The organism is Coleofasciculus sp. FACHB-542, from assembly GCF_014695825.1.
In the GTDB taxonomy this organism is placed as follows: Bacteria; Cyanobacteriota; Cyanobacteriia; order Cyanobacteriales; family FACHB-T130; genus FACHB-T130.
The window spans coordinates 40,142-61,122 of record NZ_JACJPB010000014.1; the positions used below are offsets into that span (position 1 = coordinate 40,142).

The 20,981-nt window shown below is 48.0% G+C and carries 14 protein-coding genes; 5 read left to right on the top strand and 9 right to left on the bottom strand.

Translation table 11 applies throughout. The annotated features are described in order from the left end of the window. Positions 1-43: 43 nt before the first annotated feature. The 3 genes from H6F52_RS03090 to lysA all read right to left on the bottom strand — a co-directional run bounded on the left by H6F52_RS03090 (position 44) and on the right by lysA (position 3,698). On the bottom strand, positions 44-793 hold the full coding sequence (locus H6F52_RS03090; RefSeq protein ID WP_190438824.1) for an isoprenyl transferase: 750 nt from the start codon (positions 791-793) through the stop codon (positions 44-46). Next, positions 790-1,704, bottom strand: a complete 915-nt coding sequence (cdaA, locus tag H6F52_RS03095; protein WP_190412044.1) for a diadenylate cyclase CdaA — start codon at positions 1,702-1,704, stop codon at positions 790-792. The genes H6F52_RS03090 and cdaA overlap by 4 nt, the downstream gene beginning before the upstream one ends. 527 nt (positions 1,705-2,231) lie before the next feature. Further along, positions 2,232-3,698: a diaminopimelate decarboxylase gene (gene lysA / locus H6F52_RS03100; protein WP_190438827.1), complete on the bottom strand. Its 1,467-nt coding sequence runs from the start codon at positions 3,696-3,698 to the stop codon at positions 2,232-2,234. A gap of 71 nt (positions 3,699-3,769) precedes the next feature. On the opposite strand from lysA, the gene rimI reads away from it, so the two are divergent. The 4 genes from rimI to H6F52_RS03120 all read left to right on the top strand — a co-directional run bounded on the left by rimI (position 3,770) and on the right by H6F52_RS03120 (position 8,630). Further along, positions 3,770-4,420, top strand: a complete 651-nt coding sequence (gene rimI / locus H6F52_RS03105) for a ribosomal protein S18-alanine N-acetyltransferase (protein WP_347276183.1) — start codon at positions 3,770-3,772, stop codon at positions 4,418-4,420. A 273-nt stretch (positions 4,421-4,693) separates the two neighbouring features. Then, positions 4,694-7,174 (top strand): ATP-dependent Clp protease ATP-binding subunit, encoded by a 2,481-nt coding sequence (locus H6F52_RS03110; protein ID WP_190438830.1) that lies wholly within the window; start codon positions 4,694-4,696, stop codon positions 7,172-7,174. 338 nt (positions 7,175-7,512) lie between these two features. Beyond that, positions 7,513-8,319: an MOSC N-terminal beta barrel domain-containing protein gene (locus H6F52_RS03115; protein ID WP_190531848.1), complete on the top strand. Its 807-nt coding sequence runs from the start codon at positions 7,513-7,515 to the stop codon at positions 8,317-8,319. Positions 8,320-8,333: 14 nt separating this feature from the next. After that, positions 8,334-8,630, top strand: a complete 297-nt coding sequence (locus tag H6F52_RS03120; RefSeq protein ID WP_190412039.1) for a DUF3288 family protein — start codon at positions 8,334-8,336, stop codon at positions 8,628-8,630. 173 nt (positions 8,631-8,803) lie between these two features. Here H6F52_RS03120 and H6F52_RS03125 read toward each other — a convergent pair whose 3' ends face one another. The 6 genes from H6F52_RS03125 to H6F52_RS03150 form a co-directional block, all read right to left on the bottom strand. Beyond that, on the bottom strand, positions 8,804-10,219 hold the full coding sequence (locus H6F52_RS03125; protein WP_190531850.1) for an MlaD family protein: 1,416 nt from the start codon (positions 10,217-10,219) through the stop codon (positions 8,804-8,806). 88 nt (positions 10,220-10,307) lie between these two features. After that, positions 10,308-11,090 (bottom strand): ABC transporter ATP-binding protein, encoded by a 783-nt coding sequence (locus H6F52_RS03130; protein ID WP_190525491.1) that lies wholly within the window; start codon positions 11,088-11,090, stop codon positions 10,308-10,310. A gap of 169 nt (positions 11,091-11,259) precedes the next feature. Beyond that, on the bottom strand, positions 11,260-12,381 hold the full coding sequence (bchI, locus tag H6F52_RS03135) for a magnesium chelatase ATPase subunit I (protein ID WP_190531894.1): 1,122 nt from the start codon (positions 12,379-12,381) through the stop codon (positions 11,260-11,262). A 19-nt stretch (positions 12,382-12,400) separates the two neighbouring features. Further along, entirely contained in the window at positions 12,401-12,562 is a 162-nt protein-coding gene (locus tag H6F52_RS03140) for a hypothetical protein (protein WP_190429225.1), read from the bottom strand. Between the two features lie 66 nt (positions 12,563-12,628). Beyond that, a complete protein-coding gene (locus H6F52_RS25140; protein WP_206754024.1) occupies positions 12,629-14,947 on the bottom strand; it encodes a CHASE2 domain-containing serine/threonine-protein kinase in 2,319 nt (772 codons plus the stop codon). Positions 14,948-16,023: 1,076 nt separating this feature from the next. Continuing rightward, positions 16,024-16,434, bottom strand: a complete 411-nt coding sequence (locus H6F52_RS03150; RefSeq protein WP_190531853.1) for a GFA family protein — start codon at positions 16,432-16,434, stop codon at positions 16,024-16,026. A gap of 528 nt (positions 16,435-16,962) precedes the next feature. On the opposite strand from H6F52_RS03150, the gene H6F52_RS03155 reads away from it, so the two are divergent. Further along, positions 16,963-20,565 carry a GAF domain-containing protein gene (locus tag H6F52_RS03155; protein WP_190531855.1) on the top strand — a complete coding sequence of 1,201 codons (3,603 nt, stop codon included), beginning with the start codon at positions 16,963-16,965 and terminating at the stop codon, positions 20,563-20,565. Positions 20,566-20,981 lie beyond the last annotated feature (416 nt).

The following is a 20,981-nucleotide window of genomic DNA, read 5'->3' on the forward strand; positions in this document are numbered from 1 at the left end:
ACTGAAAATAGAGACGCGATATATCGCGTCTCTACAAATTTACTTATACTTTGCCGAAACGGCGATCGCGCTGTTGATAGGCACACAAAGCCTGGTGAAACTCCGCCCGGTCAAAATCAGGCCACAGCGTCTCTGTGATATAGAGTTCCGCATAAGCTAATTGCCACAGCAGGAAGTTCGAGAGGCGCATTTCCCCGCTGGTGCGAATCAGCAGGTCGGGATCGCCAACTTTAGCAGTATAGAGGTGGCGTGAAAACAAAGCTTCATCAATTTCATTAGGCTGTAAAACACCTTCCTGCACCTGAGTCGCGATCGCTCGACAAGCTTGCAGAATTTCCTGGCGTCCCCCATAATTAGTTGCCACAGTAAACTGAATGCTGGCATTGTGCTGAGTTTCAGCCATTGACCGCTCAATTTCTACCTGGAGACTTCGCGGTAAATCGGCTAAATTTCCCATAAAGTTGATTCGCACATTCTCCTGCACCATTTCCCGGAGTTCCTGCCGCAACACCCCCTCAAACAAGGTCATTAAAAAATCAACCTCTTCCAACGGTCGTTTCCAATTTTCCGTAGAAAACGCATAAGCAGTCAGCGCTGGAATTCCCCAATCCTTACAGCAGCGCAGTAAATCCTTCAGCGCATAGACCCCCCGCCGATGACCCATAATTCGAGGTAGCCCTTGGCGTTTGGCCCATCGACCATTTCCATCCATGATTACTGCCACATGTTTGGGCAGGCGGTCTCGATCGAGGTCAGCAGGCAAATTTTGTAAGACAGTTGATTTTGAAGTCATTTCTTGTCACGAGAACCCGGTGGTGGAAGACGAAGCAAACGCGAAACCAGTGCCTTTCCCCGATCGCTAATCTGACGTCCCAAACTGCGTAGACCGGGGGCGACGGCCCTCTCTTCGCTTGACGTGGAGAATCGCGTCTCTAAGAGTTCTTTCAGTTTACTGCTGGTTAGGGGGCGATTCAGTCCCCCCCTCTCCGCTAAAGAAATAGAGCCGGTTTCTTCAGATACAACGATACATAGGCAATTTTCGACCCGCTCCGTAATTCCCATTGCTGCCCGGTGCCGCGTCCCCAGCTGTCGCGATGCCGTCCGCTCAGAAAGGGGCAAAATCACCCCAGCGGCAACAATGCGGGAGCCACTAATGAATATTGCGCCGTCGTGCAGGAGCGTAGATGTTTGAAAGATAGTTTGTAGGATTTCCTTAGAAACCTCAGCATTTAATTTGACGCCTTGAACGGAAAAATCCCGCTCATCAATTGGCCCGGTCGTTTCCAGTACGATCAAAGCACCCGTGCGGTTTTGGGACAATTCTTTGACCGCATCCACAATTTCATCAATAACACTATCTGCCTTGGGAATCGCTCGTCGGGAGGGTTGCAGCAACTGCATCAGTTCTCCCCTGCCCAATTGTTCCAGAAACCGACGAAATTCTGACTGGAAAATGACAGCCATCGCCACAGCCGAGCCAACTACCAACTTTTCCAGGACAAAACTCAACAGTACCAGCCCCAGGCGATTACTCACGGCTGAGGCTAGCATTAAGACAATCAAACCCCGTACCATCCACAATGTGCGACGCTCCCCGATAAAGAGTAGCACCAGATACGTGAGGATGAGAACTAAAACAATATCAATGCTTTGAAGCAACAAGGTCGAAGTTCCGGGAGGGTCTTGACCGGGACCCAAATTCATTGAACCTTATCAGATTTGCTGAAGTTTGCTGGATACGGGCGAGTTTAAAGGCAGAAGGCAAGAATGTAAAAAGCAAGGAGAGCAGTTAGCTATTGGCTTGAATTAACAGTTTAGAGTCTAAATCTAGTGTACCTGTGGTTACGTCCCAGCTAAACAGTTAATAGCTAATTACTGTTTCTATTTTTTACTTTCTTTTTCCCTTAAAGCTCGATTTTAGCTGAAGCGCCCCCTTGAGTACTAGCGAATTAGGTAGTGAGTCGTAGGATTTTGCGATGACTGACATCTTGCATCAATCGACTATATAGCGTATATAGCGGTTTTCCATTGCGTTCAACACACATGGTAAGAGCGTTTGCGTGAGCTGTGCGCCCCTACATAGCCCTCATGTCAAAGAGCATGAGGGCTATGTATATGTATTCCCCTGCCCTCTCCTTGACGAAAGGGGAGAAAAGCCTCCCTGCTTTGATTGAGAGGAGACTAAGCGGCAGGGATTTTAGTTGACCGCATTGGTGCAAAAAATTCCCAATCTAACTAACTACTAATCGCTCAGGTAGACGATCCTGCCGAATTACATCCTGGTAGGTTTCCCTCTGCAAAATCAGATTAGCTTCTCCTCGACCTACTAAAACCGCTGCTGGACGAGACAGGCGATTGTAATTAGAAGCCATGCTGTAATTGTAGGCACCTGTGCCCATGACGACGAGAATATCTCCCGGCTCAGTTTTCGGTAGCGATGCTTCTTTGATCAGAATGTCTCCAGATTCGCAGTGTTTACCGGCAAGGGTGACAGTTTCTGTCAAGGGTGCCGACATCCGGTTGGCAACAACGGCTCGATACAGGGATTGGTAGGTGATGGGACGGGGATTGTCAGACATTCCGCCATCAACGGATAGGTAGGTGCGGATGTCTGGAACGACCTTTGATGAGCCTACGGTGTAGGCGGTGACGCAGGCAGTCCCAATGAGCGATCGCCCTGGTTCGCACAATAATTTAGGTAAGGGGATTTGTTGAGATTGGCAGGCTGCGGTAATGGCATCGCTGACAGTTTTTACCCACTCATCAATACTGGGAGGATCGTCTGATTCGGTGTAACGAATTCCCAAGCCACCCCCGACATTTAACTCTTTGACGGGCAATCCATTGGTGGCTGCTTTTTTAAACCACTCCACCAAAACCCCTGCGAGATCGTGATGGGGTTGGCGCTCAAAGATTTGGGAACCGATATGGGCGTGCAACCCGATACAATCTAAAGTTGACTGCTGGCTGATAAAAGCAAAGACTTCCTCTAATTGGTTAGGATCGAAGCCAAATTTGCTATCGAGGTGTCCGGTGCGGATGTATTCGTGAGTGTGACATTCAATGCCAGGGGTGAACCGCAGCATGATCCGGATTTTGGATTTTGGATGATTAGAGGGGTTAACCTCTGATTCCTTAGGCGCTTGTCCCGATTCCAAAGCCGCGAGGGTGCGTAGCTCTAACCAGTTGTCTACTACAACCGTGCAGCCGGTTTCAACCGCTAAAGTCAGTTCTTCACGGGATTTGTTATTGCCGTGAAAATAAATTTTGTCGGGACTGACGCCAGCTTGCAGCGCCGTGTAGAGTTCGCCGCCAGAGACGACATCGATCCCCAAGCCTTCACTCGCAGCGATCGCGCAAACGGCTAGACAACTCCAGGCTTTAGAAGCATACAGTACCTGAGATTCACCGCCATAATAGCGGCTTAAACCATCCCGATATTGACGACAAGCTGTCCGCAGCGTTTCTTCGTCCAAAATATAAAGGGGCGAACCAAATTGCTGCACGAGTTTCGTGACGTCACAACCACCAATTTCCAGGCAGTCGCGGCTGTTAACCCCAGACGTCAGGGGCAAAAGTTCCTGATTGGGTGAGCGATCTACACTGACGTGATGATTTGCGTCTGTACGGGTTGTAGGCGTAAGCGGTAAATATTGCCGTCCAGAATTTTGAACCCCGACTGGTTGAGTCGATAACATGATCTAATAGTTGTCCTTGGATGCTTAACAGGCGTGAATGCGTCTTGTTTTTCAGTCTACAATTGAAAACTGTGACTTTTTTGCAACTTCAGCCGCTGACAGCAGAGCAGCTCTTGGCGGTAGTGGAACTAGACCAACTGTGTTTTGGTCAACTCTGGACTCTAGACGGTTACAAGCGAGAGTTAGAAAGTCCCAATAGTGACTTGCTAGTTATAGAAGAATTTAGCGGCAAGGAACCAGAGGTAATCGGTCAATCCACTCAGTACGTGGGGGAAAACGCCGCCCCGACTGCATTGAGTCCGGAAGGAGATCCGCCTCTAGAGCGATCGCTCGTGGGCATCGGATGTCTGTGGGCAATCTTAGAGGAGGCACACATTACGATTTTGGGAGTACATCCCAACTATCGAGGTCAAGGCTTGGGGCAGGCACTGCTTTATGCCTTGCTCAAAAAAGCCTGGAAGCGCCGGTTGGAGTGGGCAACGCTGGAGGTGAGAGCATCGAATCGACCTGCCCAGTCTCTCTACGAGAAATTTGGGTTTCAGGAAGTTGGTAGGCGTCGGCGCTATTACAAAGATACGGGCGAAGATGCTTTGATTTTGTGGCGTAGCGGTCTTCAAGCACCTGAATTTCCGCAAACCTTAAGCGACTGGCATTCCTCAATTAGCGATCGCTTCCGTTACTCTCATCGGCAGTTCTTGGAAGCCGATGAAGTTAAAGGATAGAAGGTTGACGGTTATAAGGTTCGGTTATAAGGTTGTAGGGGACATGGTGGTTCAACTGGCGTTTTTTGCCAATGTGTCAATTTACTCACTTTTTTGCCCCGTCAATTTTCTAACTTTAGATAGTAGCGAGAGACTAGCGATCGCTGAGTTCTACCAACAAAGTCAGAAAAATCTTGCGGGATAGATTTCATCTATCTTCAATGTGACAGCCGGATAAAAACCCTATGCTAGAATCACCATTACAGGCACGCAGCAGGGGAAACGAAATCCGCCATGTTTGAACGCTTCACAGAAAAAGCCATTAAGGTAATCATGCTGGCCCAGGAAGAAGCTCGTCGCCTGGGACACAACTTCGTCGGTACGGAGCAGATCCTCCTGGGTCTAATTGGAGAAGGAACCGGCGTCGCCGCCAAAGTCCTGAAATCTATGGGCGTCAACCTCAAGGATGCTCGGATTGAGGTGGAAAAAATTATCGGTCGTGGTTCTGGCTTTGTGGCGGTAGAAATTCCGTTCACCCCCAGAGCCAAGCGCGTCCTGGAGTTATCTCTAGAAGAAGCTCGCCAACTAGGGCATAACTACATCGGGACGGAACACCTGCTACTGGGTCTGATCCGAGAAGGAGAAGGGGTTGCTGCCAGAGTGTTGGAAAACCTAGGGGTTGACCTCACGAAAGTGCGGACGCAAGTGATTAGAATGCTGGGAGAGACGGCAGAAGTCTCTGCGGGGCAAAGTAGCGGACGCACCAAGACCCCGACATTAGATGAGTTTGGCTCTAACCTGACCCAGATGGCATCAGAAGGCAAACTCGATCCAGTCGTCGGTCGGGCGAAAGAAATCGAACGGGTCATCCAAATCCTGGGACGCCGCACGAAGAACAACCCAGTGCTGATTGGGGAACCCGGAGTTGGTAAGACCGCGATCGCGGAAGGGTTGGCGAGTCGCATCGCAAACAACGATGTACCCGACATCCTGGAAGAAAAGCGCGTAGTCACACTAGATATTGGCTTGCTGGTAGCGGGCACCAAATACCGGGGTGAATTTGAAGAGCGCTTGAAAAAAATTATGGATGAAATCCGCTCAGCGGGGAATGTCATCCTAGTAATCGACGAAGTTCACACCCTGATTGGTGCAGGTGCCGCAGAAGGTGCCATCGACGCGGCAAACATCCTGAAACCCGCCTTGGCGAGAGGGGAATTGCAGTGCATCGGCGCAACCACGCTAGATGAGTACCGCAAGCACATCGAACGGGATGCCGCCCTAGAGCGTAGATTCCAGCCGGTGATGGTCGGTGAGCCGACGGTTGCCGAAACCATTGAGATTTTGTACGGGTTGCGCGAACGCTACGAGCAACACCACAAACTGAAAATCTCCGATACAGCCGTAGAAGCTGCTGCCAAGCTTTCAGATCGTTATATTTCCGACCGCTACTTGCCGGATAAAGCGATTGACCTGATTGATGAAGCCGGAAGCCGCGTGCGCCTGCTCAACTCTCAGTTGCCCCCCGCAGCGAAGGAATTGGATAAAGAACTGCGTCAGGTTCTCAAGGATAAGGATGACGCAGTCCGCAGTCAAGACTTCGACCGGGCAGGAGAACTGCGCGATCGCGAAATGGAAATCAAAGCCGAAATTCGCGCGATCGCTCAAAGCAAAAAGACCGAATCCGACAAACGCGATGATGTTTCCCCCGTCGTTACCGAGGAAGACATTGCCCACATTGTCGCCTCTTGGACTGGAGTGCCGGTGAACAAGCTCACCGAATCCGAATCCGAGAAGCTGCTGCACATGGAAGACACGCTGCATAATCGGCTGATCGGTCAAGAAGAAGCCGTCAAAGCAGTTTCCAGAGCCATTCGTCGGGCACGGGTCGGCTTAAAGAACCCCAACCGACCAATTGCCAGCTTTGTCTTCTCAGGGCCGACGGGTGTAGGTAAGACGGAACTCGCAAAGTCTTTGGCTACTTACTTCTTCGGTTCGGAAGAAGCGATGATTCGCTTAGATATGTCCGAATACATGGAGCGCCACACGGTTTCCAAACTGATTGGTTCGCCTCCAGGCTATGTCGGTTACAACGAAGGCGGTCAGCTCACCGAAGCAGTACGTCGTCGTCCTTACACCGTGGTGCTATTCGACGAAATCGAAAAAGCCCACCCGGATGTATTCAATATGCTGCTGCAAATCTTGGAAGACGGTCGCCTGACCGATGCCAAGGGACGCACGGTAGACTTCAAGAACACGCTGTTGATTCTTACCTCCAACATCGGTTCTAAGGTGATTGAGAAAGGTGGCACAGGGCTTGGCTTCTTCGATACCCAAGAGAACGAAGCAGAGGCACAATACACCCGCATTCGCTCGCTGGTGAACGAAGAACTGAAGCAATACTTCCGCCCAGAGTTCTTAAACCGTCTCGATGAGATCATCGTCTTCCGCCAATTGACGAAGGACGAGGTGAAGGAAATCGCCGACATCATGCTCAAAGAGGTGATCGGACGGTTGAGCGAACAGGGAATTATCTTAGAAGTCACGGAACGCTTCAAGGATCGTCTGGTGGAAGAAGGATACAACCCCAGCTATGGTGCCCGTCCGCTGCGTCGCGCCATCATGCGCCTGTTAGAGGATAGCTTGGCTGAAGAAATCCTCAGCGGTCGCGTCTCAGATGGAGACACGGCAATTGTGGATGTCGATGAAACCACGAAGGAAGTGAAAGTGCTGCAAGGTCAGAAGCGAGAATTGCTTCCCCAAGCGGCTGAAAGTTAAAGATTAAAAATTAAAAATGAATTTGTCATGATTCATTTTTAATTTTTAGTGTTATACGGTAGAGAAGCGATAGTTTCTCTACCGTTTTTGTATGTAGCGGGCGTTTGATGAGAGTCTTGCCTCATTTCAAGAAAGCTGAAAAATCAACAATAAGCTTCTTGCAAAAATACCGAACTTTTAATTTTTAAACACAGATGAACTCAGATGTAGAAGCGAAGCGGTTTCCCGTTCCCCGAAAGATAGGGTAAGCTTTCGGAATATCTAATGAAAGCAAAAATTCTATTGAAAAAGAGTTGTCCATTTTTAATACAAGCATTTTTAATTTCTAATTGATTACCGTGTCTTACCTTGCCCGCATTCTGGTTTATCCAATCAAATCTCTAGATGGTGTTTCCGTTACCAAAGCAACCATCCTTAAAAGTGGTGCATTACAGTATGACCGAGAGTTTGCTATCTGTGACGCTCAAGGTCGATTCGTGAATGCCAAGCGCAATCCGAAAGTTCACTTACTGCGGACTTCTTTTGACATTGATACGGATACTGAGAAGATTACTCGTGTTTGCTTAGAAGTCCAAGGAACAGAACAAACCCACATTTTTCACATCGATCGGGAACGGAGTGAATTAGAAGCTTGGTTGAGCGACTATTTCGACTTTCCCGTAAAACTCTGCCAGAACTTAGTCTCTGGCTTTCCAGATGATACCAATGCCTCCGGGCCAACAGTCATCAGTACCGCCACGCTGGAGACAGTTGCCTCCTGGTTTCCTCCCCTGACGGGGGATGAATTGCGGCGACGCCTGCGGGCAAATCTGGAAATTGGGGGCGTCCCAGCATTTTGGGAAGATCGGCTGTTTGGGGCGGAAGAGGATGTGGTGCCGTTTCTGGTGCGAGATGTGCAGATAAATGGGGTCAATCCCTGTCAGCGTTGTGTAGTGCCGACACGAGACTCTCTAATGGGCGAGGTTTACCCTAATTTTCAAAAATTATTTGTGCAAGCGCGGAAAGAAACTTTGCCCAGTTGGGTAGATTCATCCCGATTCAATCACTTTTACCGACTCTCGGTAAACACGCGCATCCCTGAATCGGAAGCCGGTAATATTTTACAGGTGGGAGACGAAGTAGAAATTCAAACACTTAAAAACTAAAAATTAGAGATTATATGGCAGAGACAGGAAACAAAGATCAACAGCATCCCCTCCAAGGACGCGATCGCCAACTCGTTAACAGCCTCTTAACCGGGGAAATGAATGATTTCAATCTGGCGGAACTCGCCCGTCTACGCATTCGTTATCGTGGCTTTCCAGGGGCAAGGGAGATTCAACAAGACCTGGATATGATTCTCCGCCAGTGGAACTTGACAGAAGATGCACTCTTTGAAAAAACTCGTCAGATTCATGCCACAAGTATTGTCTATAAAAGTCGCAGCAAGCGGCAAGATGAAGAAGATTGGAATTAGCGTGCTAGAGCAAATCTCGTTTGGATACAGTATCTTTAAAACCCAAATGTTTTTGCGCGAATGCTTCACCCCTACATAATTCCAACAGGTGTAGGTGATGCATTGCCTTGTAAGGACGGGGGAATCATTGAAAGCTTCTCTTCTTCTAGCAAAGAGCATGGAACTGAGGCTTGCTAATTCTTATTTTCAGAGTCAGCTAGTGGCTGAATAGATTCTTCCTCCCAGTAAGCGGAAGGTAACGCCTTTCCGATTGGTTCGCGCTGTACAGACTTTAACTGCTTCTTTTGGGCGATGGGTGTCAAAGAAGGCGATGCAAGAGGGAGCAAAGAATTATTCTGCTGCGTTCCGATCCCGGTTCCCGGATTGACTGCTGGCACTCCGGGTTCTAGAACCTCAGCCACTTGAACCTGCTGCTGTAGGTCTTCTGTCGAAGACACCAAATTGCTGAGTCCATTCACCAAATTTCGCAAATTGTTACGGAAAGCTTCATCTCCTGTCAAATCATCCAGGTCAGATGTAATTTTCTGAGCATTTTCAAACGTCATCCGCGCTGAGTCTAAAGTTTGTTGCAATACAACCAAATTCGTTGGACTGTTAAGAGCGGTGGAAAGATCGCGAAAGTTAGCAGATGCTTGCGCTGCATTGATGGACGCCTGCGCCGCATTTGCAGACACGAGTTCTAAGTTACGCCGTAGTTGTCCACCTCCAAACTGGTTGACTTGTCCGGTCAGGTTACTCGCACTCAGGCGCAGCTGTTCGCTGGCTTGGCTAAAGTTGTTCAAGGTACTGACGAGAGTCGAGCGGTTGCCTACGACCAGACTATTCATATTATCGACGAGCCGATTTACCTGGGTGGCAGTCCCGCTATATTGATTCGCGGTCTTAGAAATCTGATTGGCTGCCAAAGCAACTTGATTGCTGGTTTGATTGGCAGCACTCGTCACTGAATTGGCTGCGACTGAGAAGTTTTTAATTTCTTGTTGCACTGAGCGACTCAAACCCGTGAGTTCGCGGGTAAGTTGAGATACCCCAACGGCGGCGACGCTGGTATTTTTAGCAACTGAGTTGAGGTTGGCAAAGAATGCGGGGTCGCTGTAGAGATTGGCGATGCGGGTGGTGCTGCGAAGCAGTTCATCAAAACTGACCCCAATTTGACCTTGCACACGATCCTCGTCACAAACAATCAGGCTAGACTGGCATTGCGGATCGAGCGGATTCGCTACCTTTGCGTCTGGCTGGAAGGGCTTCAGGGGAGTAATGTCAATCGAAGTTTCGCTGAGCAGACCGGATTGATTGGCTTCAACGACGACATCACGCGGAATCAGTAAGTCAGCCGGTGCAATTTCCATCACCACATCGACGCCATTCGAGCCTGGGTTGATGGCAGTAATTTTCCCAACATTGACGCCGCGATAGCGGACGGGTGCGCCAGCTTGCATCCCGCCAGCATTGACAAATTCTGCCACGACTGTGTAGCTACGGCTACCGGGGTTCATCCCGCGTATCCACAAAATCAGACCCCCAAACAAGAAAAGGGACAGCAGGATTAACAAACCGACGGAGCCTTCTCGAACCGTTCGCGATCGCATCTGTTCTCCTCATACCATTAACAATTAAGAATTAAAAATGCTTACATTAAAAATTCTGCCTTTTTTAATTTTTAATTTTTAATTGATTTTAGCCGATGACGTGAATTGGGCCGGTTACACTTCCACTAAAAAATTGTTGAACGATAGGATTTTGGGTGGTATCAATCTCGCTGACGGCACCTTCCCACTGTACCTGTCCCTGATAGAGAAATATCACTCGGTCAGCAGTGCGGCGAATGGTGCTTTCTTGGTGCGTCACCATGACATAACTGCTACAACTGTCTGGTATTTCCTGCAACTGACGAACTAAATCTTCAATCACTGTGGAAGCAATGGGGTCAAGACCAGCAGTAGGCTCATCATAGAGTAAAACTTCTGGGTTGTCTTGGGGATGGTCTGGATTGGACATAATTGCACGGGCGAAGCTCACCCGCTTTCGCATTCCACCCGATAATTGCGAGGGGTAGCGATCGCTAACCCCTGGCAACCCAACCATCTCTAGCTTTTCCTCCACCAATTCTCGTATCCGCCGACGCGACAGTTTAGAACGCTGAAACAGTAGAAAGCCGACATTTTCTTCCACCGTCAGCGAATCGAATAAAGCCGCTTGTTGGAACACCATCCCAATTCCAAGGGGATCTTCGGCATCTTCAATTAAGCCGCGACGTCGCTTTCCCAGGATATAAACTTCACCAGAATCAGGAGCCAAAAGTCCCGCAATAATCCGCAAAATCGTCGATTTACCAGTCCCGGAGGGGCCAATAATTGCCAGCGCATCGTCCCGATAAATTGTCAGATCGACCCCATCTAAGATGACATTGTTGCCAAAGGATTTAGAAATTCCCTTTAGTTCGATGAGTGGCTCTGCCATAGAAAGATTGGGGATTGGTAAAAAGTTTTGAGTTTTGAGTTTTGAATTAAAGAACTCTTTTATAACTCAAAATTCAACGCTCATAAATTAAAACTTTTAATTTTAATTTATGGGCGTTGAATCGAAAAACTCTCTAATCACTCAGCACTCAACACACTCTCAGTCCTGATTACCGAACACCCTGACGAACTCCATTCGCTGTAGCTGTGTTGGTTTCTGCTGAGGACGCTTCCAGTCCAAAGACGCGACCAAACACTTTTTCCACCTTGTAGCCGGAATCAATCGACTCCAAGGGGTCTTTGCGGAGCCGGTGACGCAGACACAGGGTGATGACGCGGTGGATATCGTCTACGGTGACTTCAGTGCGTCCTTCTAGGGCAGCGATCGCGCGAGCGGCTCGGTTCGTAACCATATCGCCCCGTAAGCCGTCTACATCCAACTCCGAACAAACTTCGGAGATTTTCACCCGCAAGTCATAGTCCATCGTCACCGAGGACAGGCGTTCTTGAGCGCTGACGAGCTTTTGTTGCAATGCTTGTTGCTGCGGAAGATATTTTTCCAGAAACTTCGGGGGATTTTGGTCAAACTCAGCCCGTTGCTCTACAATTTCCACTCGCAGCGCTGGTTCCTTCACCGTGCGAATTTCTGCGTGCATTCCAAAGCGGTCGAGCAGTTGAGGTCGCAGTTCGCCTTCTTCCGGGTTGCCGGAACCGACTAGAACAAATCTCGCCGGGTGACGGATAGAAATTCCTTCCCGTTCGACGGTGTTCCAGCCGCTTGCCGCTGAGTCGAGCAGCACATCTACTAGGTGGTCGTCAAGTAGGTTGACTTCATCTACATAGAGAATGCCCCGGTTGGCTTTCGCGAGGAGTCCGGGTTCAAAAGCTCTGACTCCTTGGGATAAAGCTTTTTCAATGTCGATAGTGCCGCAGACGCGGTCTTCTGTCGCACCGAGCGGCAGGTCAACCATCGTCACTTTTTTGTGGGCGACGGGAATTTCTTCCTGTTTCGCCAAGCGATCGCGCACGCTGTCGCTCATCAAATCGGGATCCCTGGGATGACTATTAAACGGGTCATCGGCAACGACTTCGATTTCTGGCAACAGGTCAGCCAAAGCCCGGATCGTGGTGGATTTGCCCGTTCCGCGATCGCCCATAATCATCACGCCGCCAATGTAGGGGTCAATCACATTCAGCAGCAAGGCCAGTTTCATCTCTTCCTGACCCACGATAGCAGTGAAAGGAAAAACGACACGGCGTGCCGTAGGGGACGCTGAGGCTGTCGGACTCACAGAATTGTTACCCATCTTATTATTCACCGCCTTTCATTGTGCCACTTTTCGCTTCATCCGAACCGAAAATTCCGAATCCATTGAAGATGAGTGAATTCAGAATTTTGCTAAACGGCATGGGTTCAATTTTTCTGAAGCGATCGCATTTTTTAGGCAAATCTTCGTCTAAAACATTTTTCAAACGATGTCAATCCCCCCTCACCTGTAGCACCCACATCCTGACTACCGCCTGACTACCGGATGATGTTTACGCGGGAGCGCTAGGAAGCCGTTTCAACTCCTGTAGCACCTCTGTAGCTGACTGGTAACGAGTCACAAAGTGGAAGTGCACCATCTTATCCAAAATCTCGGCAAATTCGTCTCGCACTGAGGCAAATTCGCGCCAATTAATGTTGCCGGTGTTCCGGTCAGTTTCCAGCTTACTAGGCGGTATCCCCGTCACTGCCTCCACCCCAATCATGCCCAAGGCGTAGATATCACTGCTGAACCTAGGGTGTCCGTCGTATTGCTCAGCCGGAGTATAACCACGGGTGCCGATAGCAATGGTGCGGTTTTCCTGTTCGCTTTCTTCTTGGGGCTGAATCTGTTTCACGGCACCAAAGTCAATTAAAACTAAGCGACCGTCTTTTTCTCGGCGAATAATATTACTCGGCTTAATATCCCGGTGGATGACTTGGTTTTCATGGATAAATACCAGAATTTCCAGCACCCCGCACAGGATTTCCACCACTTGCGCTTCCGGTAGGCGCTTATCTATCAATAGTTCATCCGTGAGCGGATGACCTTTAATAAATTCTTCAATTAAATAGAATTCTTCGTTTTCTTCAAAATAGGCAAGTAACTGCGGAATCTGAGAATGGTGCCCCAAGCTTTCCAGAATGGCGGCTTCTGTAAAAAATAGCCGTTTTGCCAATTTCAAGAATTTTTCATCCCGAAGCGCAGGCATTAAATGCTTAACCGCACACTGGGGCTTACCAGGTCGCATGGTATCTTCGGCTAAATACGTATGACCAAACCCGCCCGAAGCCAGAGGTCGAAGAATCTTGTAGCGTCCCATCAATAGAGATGGTCGCAGGGAGTCGCCGTACTTTACGGGAGAGGAATCTAATAATCGCTGGCGCTCCAGTCGCTCAGGTTCTGTAATTACATCTAAGCTAGGCTGCCACGGCTGAGTCTCATCATCATCATCATAATCATCGCGATTAGGCAGAACTGATAGGGGAGCTGGCGCGATCGCAGTTGCTACCTCTGCTTCTTCCTCAGTCTGTGGTTCCTGATTCTTCTGTTGGAGAAGTGCTTGCATCTGCGCCAGGTTGAATTGCTGTTCCTGAACCAGAAGCGCGATTTTTTTCTGATTTTGTTCGGCTTGGTGAGAGCTATAAGCCACGACACCGGCAGCTGTACCCACCAACGCGATCGCAGAGGGAACCACTGGCACCCATCCCGCCTGGGTAAACAGCACCCAACACGACCCAAACAGGACACCCAGCGCGGCTCCCTGTCCCAGTAACAAGTGCCCTGGATGCCGCAGCCGCAAAGCCATCAACCCGCCAGTTACAGACCAACCCAGCACCCACAAAGCTTCTCCCCAATCCGACCAGAACCAAAATAAACGACGTCCATCCAGGACAGCACTGAGCATCTGGCTTACCAGATGGGCATGAGTGACAACCCCAGGCATTTTCCGATTTCCCTTCTGTGAGCCGCTGTAGGGAGTATAGAAGGCGTCATCAATGCTGGAAGCAGTAACCCCGATGAGAACGATGCGGTCTTTTACCCAGCTAGGGTCAAACTGACCGTTGAGGACTTGACTCATCGTTACCTGGTTAAAAGGGCGATTGGCAGAGCGGTAATTGATGAGGATTTGGTACCCCCGTGCATCCAGACCTTGATATCCTCCATCATTAGGCTCCAGAGGTTTGAAGACAGTGTTGTTCCAACGGAGAGGTGGGGTGTCTGAAGCAACGATTCCTTCTTTTTCCAAGTAACGTTGAACCAGTTGGAAGCTAAAGGAGTTCGGGTTAGGACAAGGCTTGTGAGCGGAGGGAGAGACAAATAACAAACCCCGACGGATAACGCCATCAGAATCAGTCTTTCCGATATCGGCAAAGCCAGCCTGGTCATCAGCAATATTGGGTGGTGGTGGAGTGCCAGGACCTTCCGACTCTTTGACGGCACACACCGGAACGATGCGGCGATCGCTACTCATCAGCTTGGAGAATGCCGCATGACCCGGTTCTACGGGCAAATCGCGATAAATATCTAGTCCGACAGTACGCGGCTCGTTTGCCAGCAGTTTTGCTAGCATCTGATGCATTCGTTCGTCAGACAGGGGATATTGCTTGTAAGTTTGGATGTCTGCTTCGGTAACAGCAACTACCAAGATCCGGGGATCTGGCTCTTCGGCTGGTCGTAACCGCATCATCTGGTCATAAGCACCTAGCTCCAGCGTCTCCAGCAAACCTTGTTGCCGGACTCCCAGCACTAAGAGGGAGACCACCACACTAACCACCAGTGCTGGTTGTCCCAAGATTAAAGCAGCAGTGCGTCTTAGGTGCGATCGCACTGTATGGAAATTCCCCTTTGAAAGCCGATCTATCACAGGAACGTTGTCAGGTTAGAAAGTAAAAAGCTTAATTAAAAGGTTGGAATGGTTAAAACTTACCGATCTTAACAAGCGATCGCTACGACGTATGGGAATACTTACCGCGTAAACATTTGCTTGCGTTACCCTAGCCCTGCTGTCCGATAACAGCCTGCTTTTGCCACTTCAAGCCTGCATGGCTTTTAGAAATAAATGCCTCCTGTCCCTATTTGCATTCTAGTGTTCGTAACTGACTGTGAGTATCGCTCTGCCATTTCGATCGATCGGTTATTTTGCTTTAGTCCTTTGTCACTCTAGTCCTTCTGTACCATATTTAAGTCTTGGCTGTAACTTTCTTAGGTGGTTATTTTGCGTGCTCTTTCGCTTGAGATACATTCATCGCTAGTTTCGGTGTTGGCAGATTCTTTAGCAATTGAGCGTGCGAGGCGAGAGACGGCAAAGTTGGTAGTAGACAGTAGAAAAATAGACTCATTGCTTCTAATTTTTCCTCTAAAAGAAGTATTTTTCAGCTAAAATCTGCCGCATTGCTAGGAATAATGATAATTTTTGCCCGCTCCTGAATTCGGATTTTTTATTAGACGTTACTCTATACTTTCTTCTTGCTTTGTCTACGGCTAAGCTTTTTACAATTTCAATTTAATAATTCAGCCAAAATTGAAACAAAATTAATAATTAAAAATAATTTTAATAAAACCATAAGCGTATTTTATGAAACCAATCTTACCTATTTTGTCCTCATGCAGGCAGATAAGATTCACGCTCCTCAATTCTCTTGATTTCAGCGCCAAGCTGGCTTTCTCCCCAATAGTTTGGAGAGGACTGCGATAAATGGTAGTCAATCGGGCAAAATGTTAATTTTCGCAGGTTCCAGCTACTTAAATTGATTCGCACTCACTTCAGACTTTCCGGTTGGGTTTCGCACAAAGACGAAACCCAACACCTCCCTTAGTTTTTGTTGGGTCACTCTCTCTTGAAGACTCCGTCTACATGACCTCAAACCAACCTACAATGATAGATAAGCTGGGTGAGAGAATTTATTAATCCGTGTCCGATGCTTCAGAGCGAATTAGGTGTACGTTTTGTTCCCAATTAACCCCATCAAAAGGCACAATGCAAAAGCGAGACACCACATCCTCATCCAGACAACGCACGTTGACATCAATAGATTCGGGATGGGAACGGGGACGATAAAAAGGGTGAATCCCACAAATACGGCAGAAGATGTGCTTAGCAACACCCGTGTTGAAGGTGTAGGTTGTCAATAAGTCTGCACCGCTTAGCAAGGTAAAACGTTCGGACGGCACAATTAGATGTAAAAATCCCTTCTTCCTACAGATGGAACAGTTGCAGTCATCTGCCTTATGTTCGTCAACGATTACCCGAAAGCGGACTGCGCCACAGTGACAGCCGCCTTCGTAGGTAATTGGTTCTTCTGTTTGTGCGCTCATATTAGTCATTCACGGTTAGCAGAGTTTGGTTGATTTCCAGTTCCTAGTCTATTGTTAATGGCTATTTTCTAGCACTTCTCTCGCAAATAATGGTTAAAGTGTAGAGAAAAGCGTGGTTCGCTACTTTTATGACCGCTCTACAACTATAATAAATTAAACATAAATATATATTTCTTTATGAGATTAAAAGTAAATATTGTTTAGTATAAACAAAAAACAATTTTAAAATCAGTTAGGAAATTCTAACGTAAAAGAGCCATTACTTAGGTTTTCTCAGGAGGTAATGTTTTTTATCGAGCTGCAATGAGTTATTATAATTGCTGGCTCAAATATCTATGATAGACATAGCCTTTTTAGAAAGCGAACGATTGAGTTGGTATAGCATTTAACATTACATAGCCATAACTGAGGCATTCAAACCCATCAAACAACTTGCTATTTAGTCCATTAAATTAGTTTTTTGATAAACAAAGATAAAAAATTTAGTCCCTCTATCTCTATGAAAAAAAAGGGGTAAGAGATTACAAAATGGACGCAAATCACCAGCCAATTGGGCATGACTATTTACAAGGTGAAGGTGCTTCTGGAGAGTTACAACAAACTATCGCGGGTGCAGATGTAGAACGTCCCCAACTTGAGGAAGAACTGCGGAACACGAGAGCTGAACTAGAAGCATACCGAACACTGTACAACAAGACTCCCTGTATTCACTTTACTTTGGATTCAGAAGGAGTCGTTGTTGGGGTTAATCAGTTTGGAGCGGCTCGTCTTGGTTATAGCGTCCAAGAGTTGGTTGGAAAAACAATTTTCAGCACTTTTGCTCCTGACGAGCGAGAAAAGTTAAAAGCTGAGTTTGCTCAGTTTTTGCAACAAGCAATTCAAGAAGCATTTGAGTTGAGTTCAGGGATCGAGTCAAACGCTTTGGTTACTAGTTGGGAATTGCGCGCCTGTTGCAAAGACGGCAGCATTTTCTGGGTAAATGTTACCGCTAGCATTGTACAAAGAACGAATACGGATAGAGTTGTCCTCCTGGTTTGCGATGACATAACTGAGCGCAAACAAGCACAGGAACGTCTACATTTACTGGAGCAGGTTCTCCGTGATTGCTGCAATGGCATTGTCCTTACCGACTCCAATCAACCAGATAATCCAATTATTTATATCAATCCAAGTTTTGAGCGTTTAACAGGCTACTCTGCTGAGGAAATCATAGGGTACAACTGCCGCTTCTTGCAGGGCGCTGACACTGCTCAGCCAGCACTTGATGAGCTACGAATGGCGATTAGGGAAGCTAGAGAATGCCATGTCACCTTACGCAACTATCGCAAAGATGGCACCCTTTTCTGGAACGAACTCTATCTTTCCCCAATCGGGAGTCCACAAGGGAATCTAATCGGTTTTGTGGGGATTCAGACTGACATTACCGAGCGCAAACAGGCAGAAGAGGCACTAAGCAAAAGCGAAGCAAAAAATCGCGCTCTTATAAGTGCCATCCCGGATTTGATCTTCCGAATTAGCAAAGATAGCACTTATTTGGACGTCAAAGCAGCTAGAGACTTTGATACGTTCTTACCTGCTCAGGAATTCTTAGGTAAAAAGTTAGACGAGGTTTTGCCCACAGAAGTCGCTGAGAAAGCCAAATACCATGTGGAGCAAGCACTTTCTACGAACGAAATCCAAATCTTCGAGTATCAGCTTCCCAAAAATGGCAATTTGCACGATTACGAGGCGCGGCTTGTTGTCAGTGGGGAAGATGAAGTTTTAGTCATTGTGCGCGATATTAGCGATCGCAAAGCCGCGGAAGAGTCACTAAGACAGCAAACCGAGCGGGAACGACTGCTGAGGGCGATGCTAGAACGCATCCGTCAGTCTTTAAATTTAGACGAGATTCTCAACACGACGGTGTCTGAAGTCCGGCAATTTCTCGCCTCCGATCGAGTGATCGTTTTCCGCTTTCAGCCGGACTGGAGTGGAGTCGTGGTAGTGGAGTCTGTCGCCAACGGTTGGACTCCCATCCTGGGAACAACAATCCACGATCCTTGCTTTGAACAAGTCTATGTCCAGTACCAACAGGGTCGCACTAAAACTATAGAAGATATTTATACAGCCGAGTTGAGTCAGTGTCACATCGATTTACTACATCGGCTTCAAGTTAGAGCCAGCTTGATCGTCCCGATTCTGCAAGGAGAGGAATTGTGGGGACTGCTAATTGCCCATAATTGTTCGCAACCCCGACAGTGGCAACAGTTGGAAATTGATTTGCTTTGTTCGTTGGCAACCCAGGTAGCGATCGCAATTCAGCAAGCCGAACTCTACAACCAAATGCAACAGCAAGCTCAGCGCGAGCAAGCACTGAATCGGTCTATTTCTGCAATTCGTAGCTCTCTAGAATTAGAAGTAATTTTTGCCACAGCCACAACGGAAATTGGTCAGCTTTTGCACATCGACCACGTTTCCATCCTGCAATATCTTCCGCAGCGGCAGGTTTGGCTGAATGTGGCACTTTACTATCAAGGTTCCAGTTTGTCGAGCAGGCTGGGTATGGAATTTCCAGATGTAGACAATTTGTTGGGAAGGCAACTCAAGCAGTTACAAGTGGTTTCCATTCACGATACTCAGACTATCGAGGATGAGGGGAATAAGCCTCTAGCAGAGGCTTATCCGGGTGCTTGGTTGTTGGTACCGATACACTTTCAAGGAAACCTCTGGGGAATCTTAACACTATCGATGGAAGGTCGTCCTCGCTACTGGCAAGACTCAGAGGTAGACCTGGTTTGTGCATTCGCGGCTCAACTGGCGATCGCGATTGGGCAATCCACCCTGTTTAAGCAGGTGCAGCAGCTGAACGCCAATTTAGAACGCCAAGTGCAACAACGCACAACCCAACTGCAAAAAGCGCTTGGCTTTGAAGCCGTGCTAAAACGCATCACCGACAAAGTCCGCGATAGTCTCGACGAAAGCCAGATTTTACAGGTAGCCGTTCGAGAGTTAGCGCTTTCATTTAATATGGGCAGCTGTCATGCTTCGCTCTACAACCTGGAGCAAGAAACTGCCACAATTTGCTACGAGTACGCCACCTCAATGCCTTCCTCGCAGGGTCAGGTGATGCAAATGGCAGACTTCCCGGAAATTTACGCTCCTCTACGACAAGGTAAATGTTTCCAATCTTGTTCAATCAGTCCCGACTTTGTCCGGAGTAAGGTGGCGATGTTGGCTTGCCCGATATTGGACGATCAAGGAGTGCTGGGGGATTTGTGGTTATTCCATCGCCCAGACTATACCTTCAAAAAACTAGAGATCCGGCTAGTGCAGCAAGTAGCGAATCAATGCGCGATCGCAATCCGTCAAGCCCGATTTTATCAAGCATCCCTGGCACAAGTAGAGGAACTAGAAAAACTCAATCGGCTCAAAGATGAATTCCTCAGCACCGTTTCTCACGAATTACGTTCGCCTGTATCCAACATGAAAATGGCGGCTCAGATGTTGGAAATCACCCTAAAGCGGGAGGGGGTCTTGGATGCCAAAATCGCAAAACCCCCTACAGAAGTCAGCAAAGTCAGTCTCTACTTGCAGATATTGCAGAAGGAATGCAAACGCGAAACCGATTTAATCAACGATTTGCTTGATTTACAACGCCTAGAGGCCGGGACGCGACCCTTGGATTTAGACGTCATCGAACTTCATCTCTGGTTGCCCCAAATTGTAAAACCTTTTCAAGAGCGTGCCCAAAACCGCCAACAAATCTTGCAGGTTGACATCCCCTCTCAATTACCTCGCTTAGTCTCTGATTCATCTAGTCTGGAACGCATCCTCGCAGAGTTGCTCAACAATGCTTGTAAATACACTCCCCCAGGAGAAAAAATTGTCCTTACCGCCGAAGCGAAATCGGGAACCCTTCAATTGAGTGTCAAAAATTCTGGAGCTGAAATTCCTCAGAGCGAACTAACCCGTATTTTTGATAAATTTTACCGAGTTCCCAATGCTGACCCCTGGAAGCAAGGCGGAACTGGCTTGGGACTGGCACTTGTGAAGAAACTGACAGAGCATTTAGGAGGCGAAATCTGGGTTGAGAGTGGATCGGGTCAAACCGGCTTTATTATAGAGCTACCGATTAATTTTGCTTATAGTTAACTTTCCCCGACGCCTTTCCCAACCCCAAGAGAAACACGAAGGCATCCCATCCCTGCGGTGTGGCAAATCTAGCGATTTTGGTTTGGATGCAATACGGATTAATATCCCGTCCGCAGAAAGGGGTTCAATATCCCCGCTGGGTGAATAGCGAGGGGTTGAGGGCGAAGTTCCAAGTGTATTGCACGCCAGAGTGAGAACCGCTATCAAGTACGGATGTCAATTTGTCGCTTCTTAAATCTCTACAATTTTTTTTTAGCTGGACAACTGACATGATGTGGTTTTGAATGTAAGAGCATATACGAGGTCGTAACAAACGCCTCCCTATCCCATCTACTTCAGTTGCTAATTTAGTTGCTAAGTTAACCCGATTTGAGTAGGGTGTTAAGTTATGATTCTCGGAGTGCATCAGTTGCGAC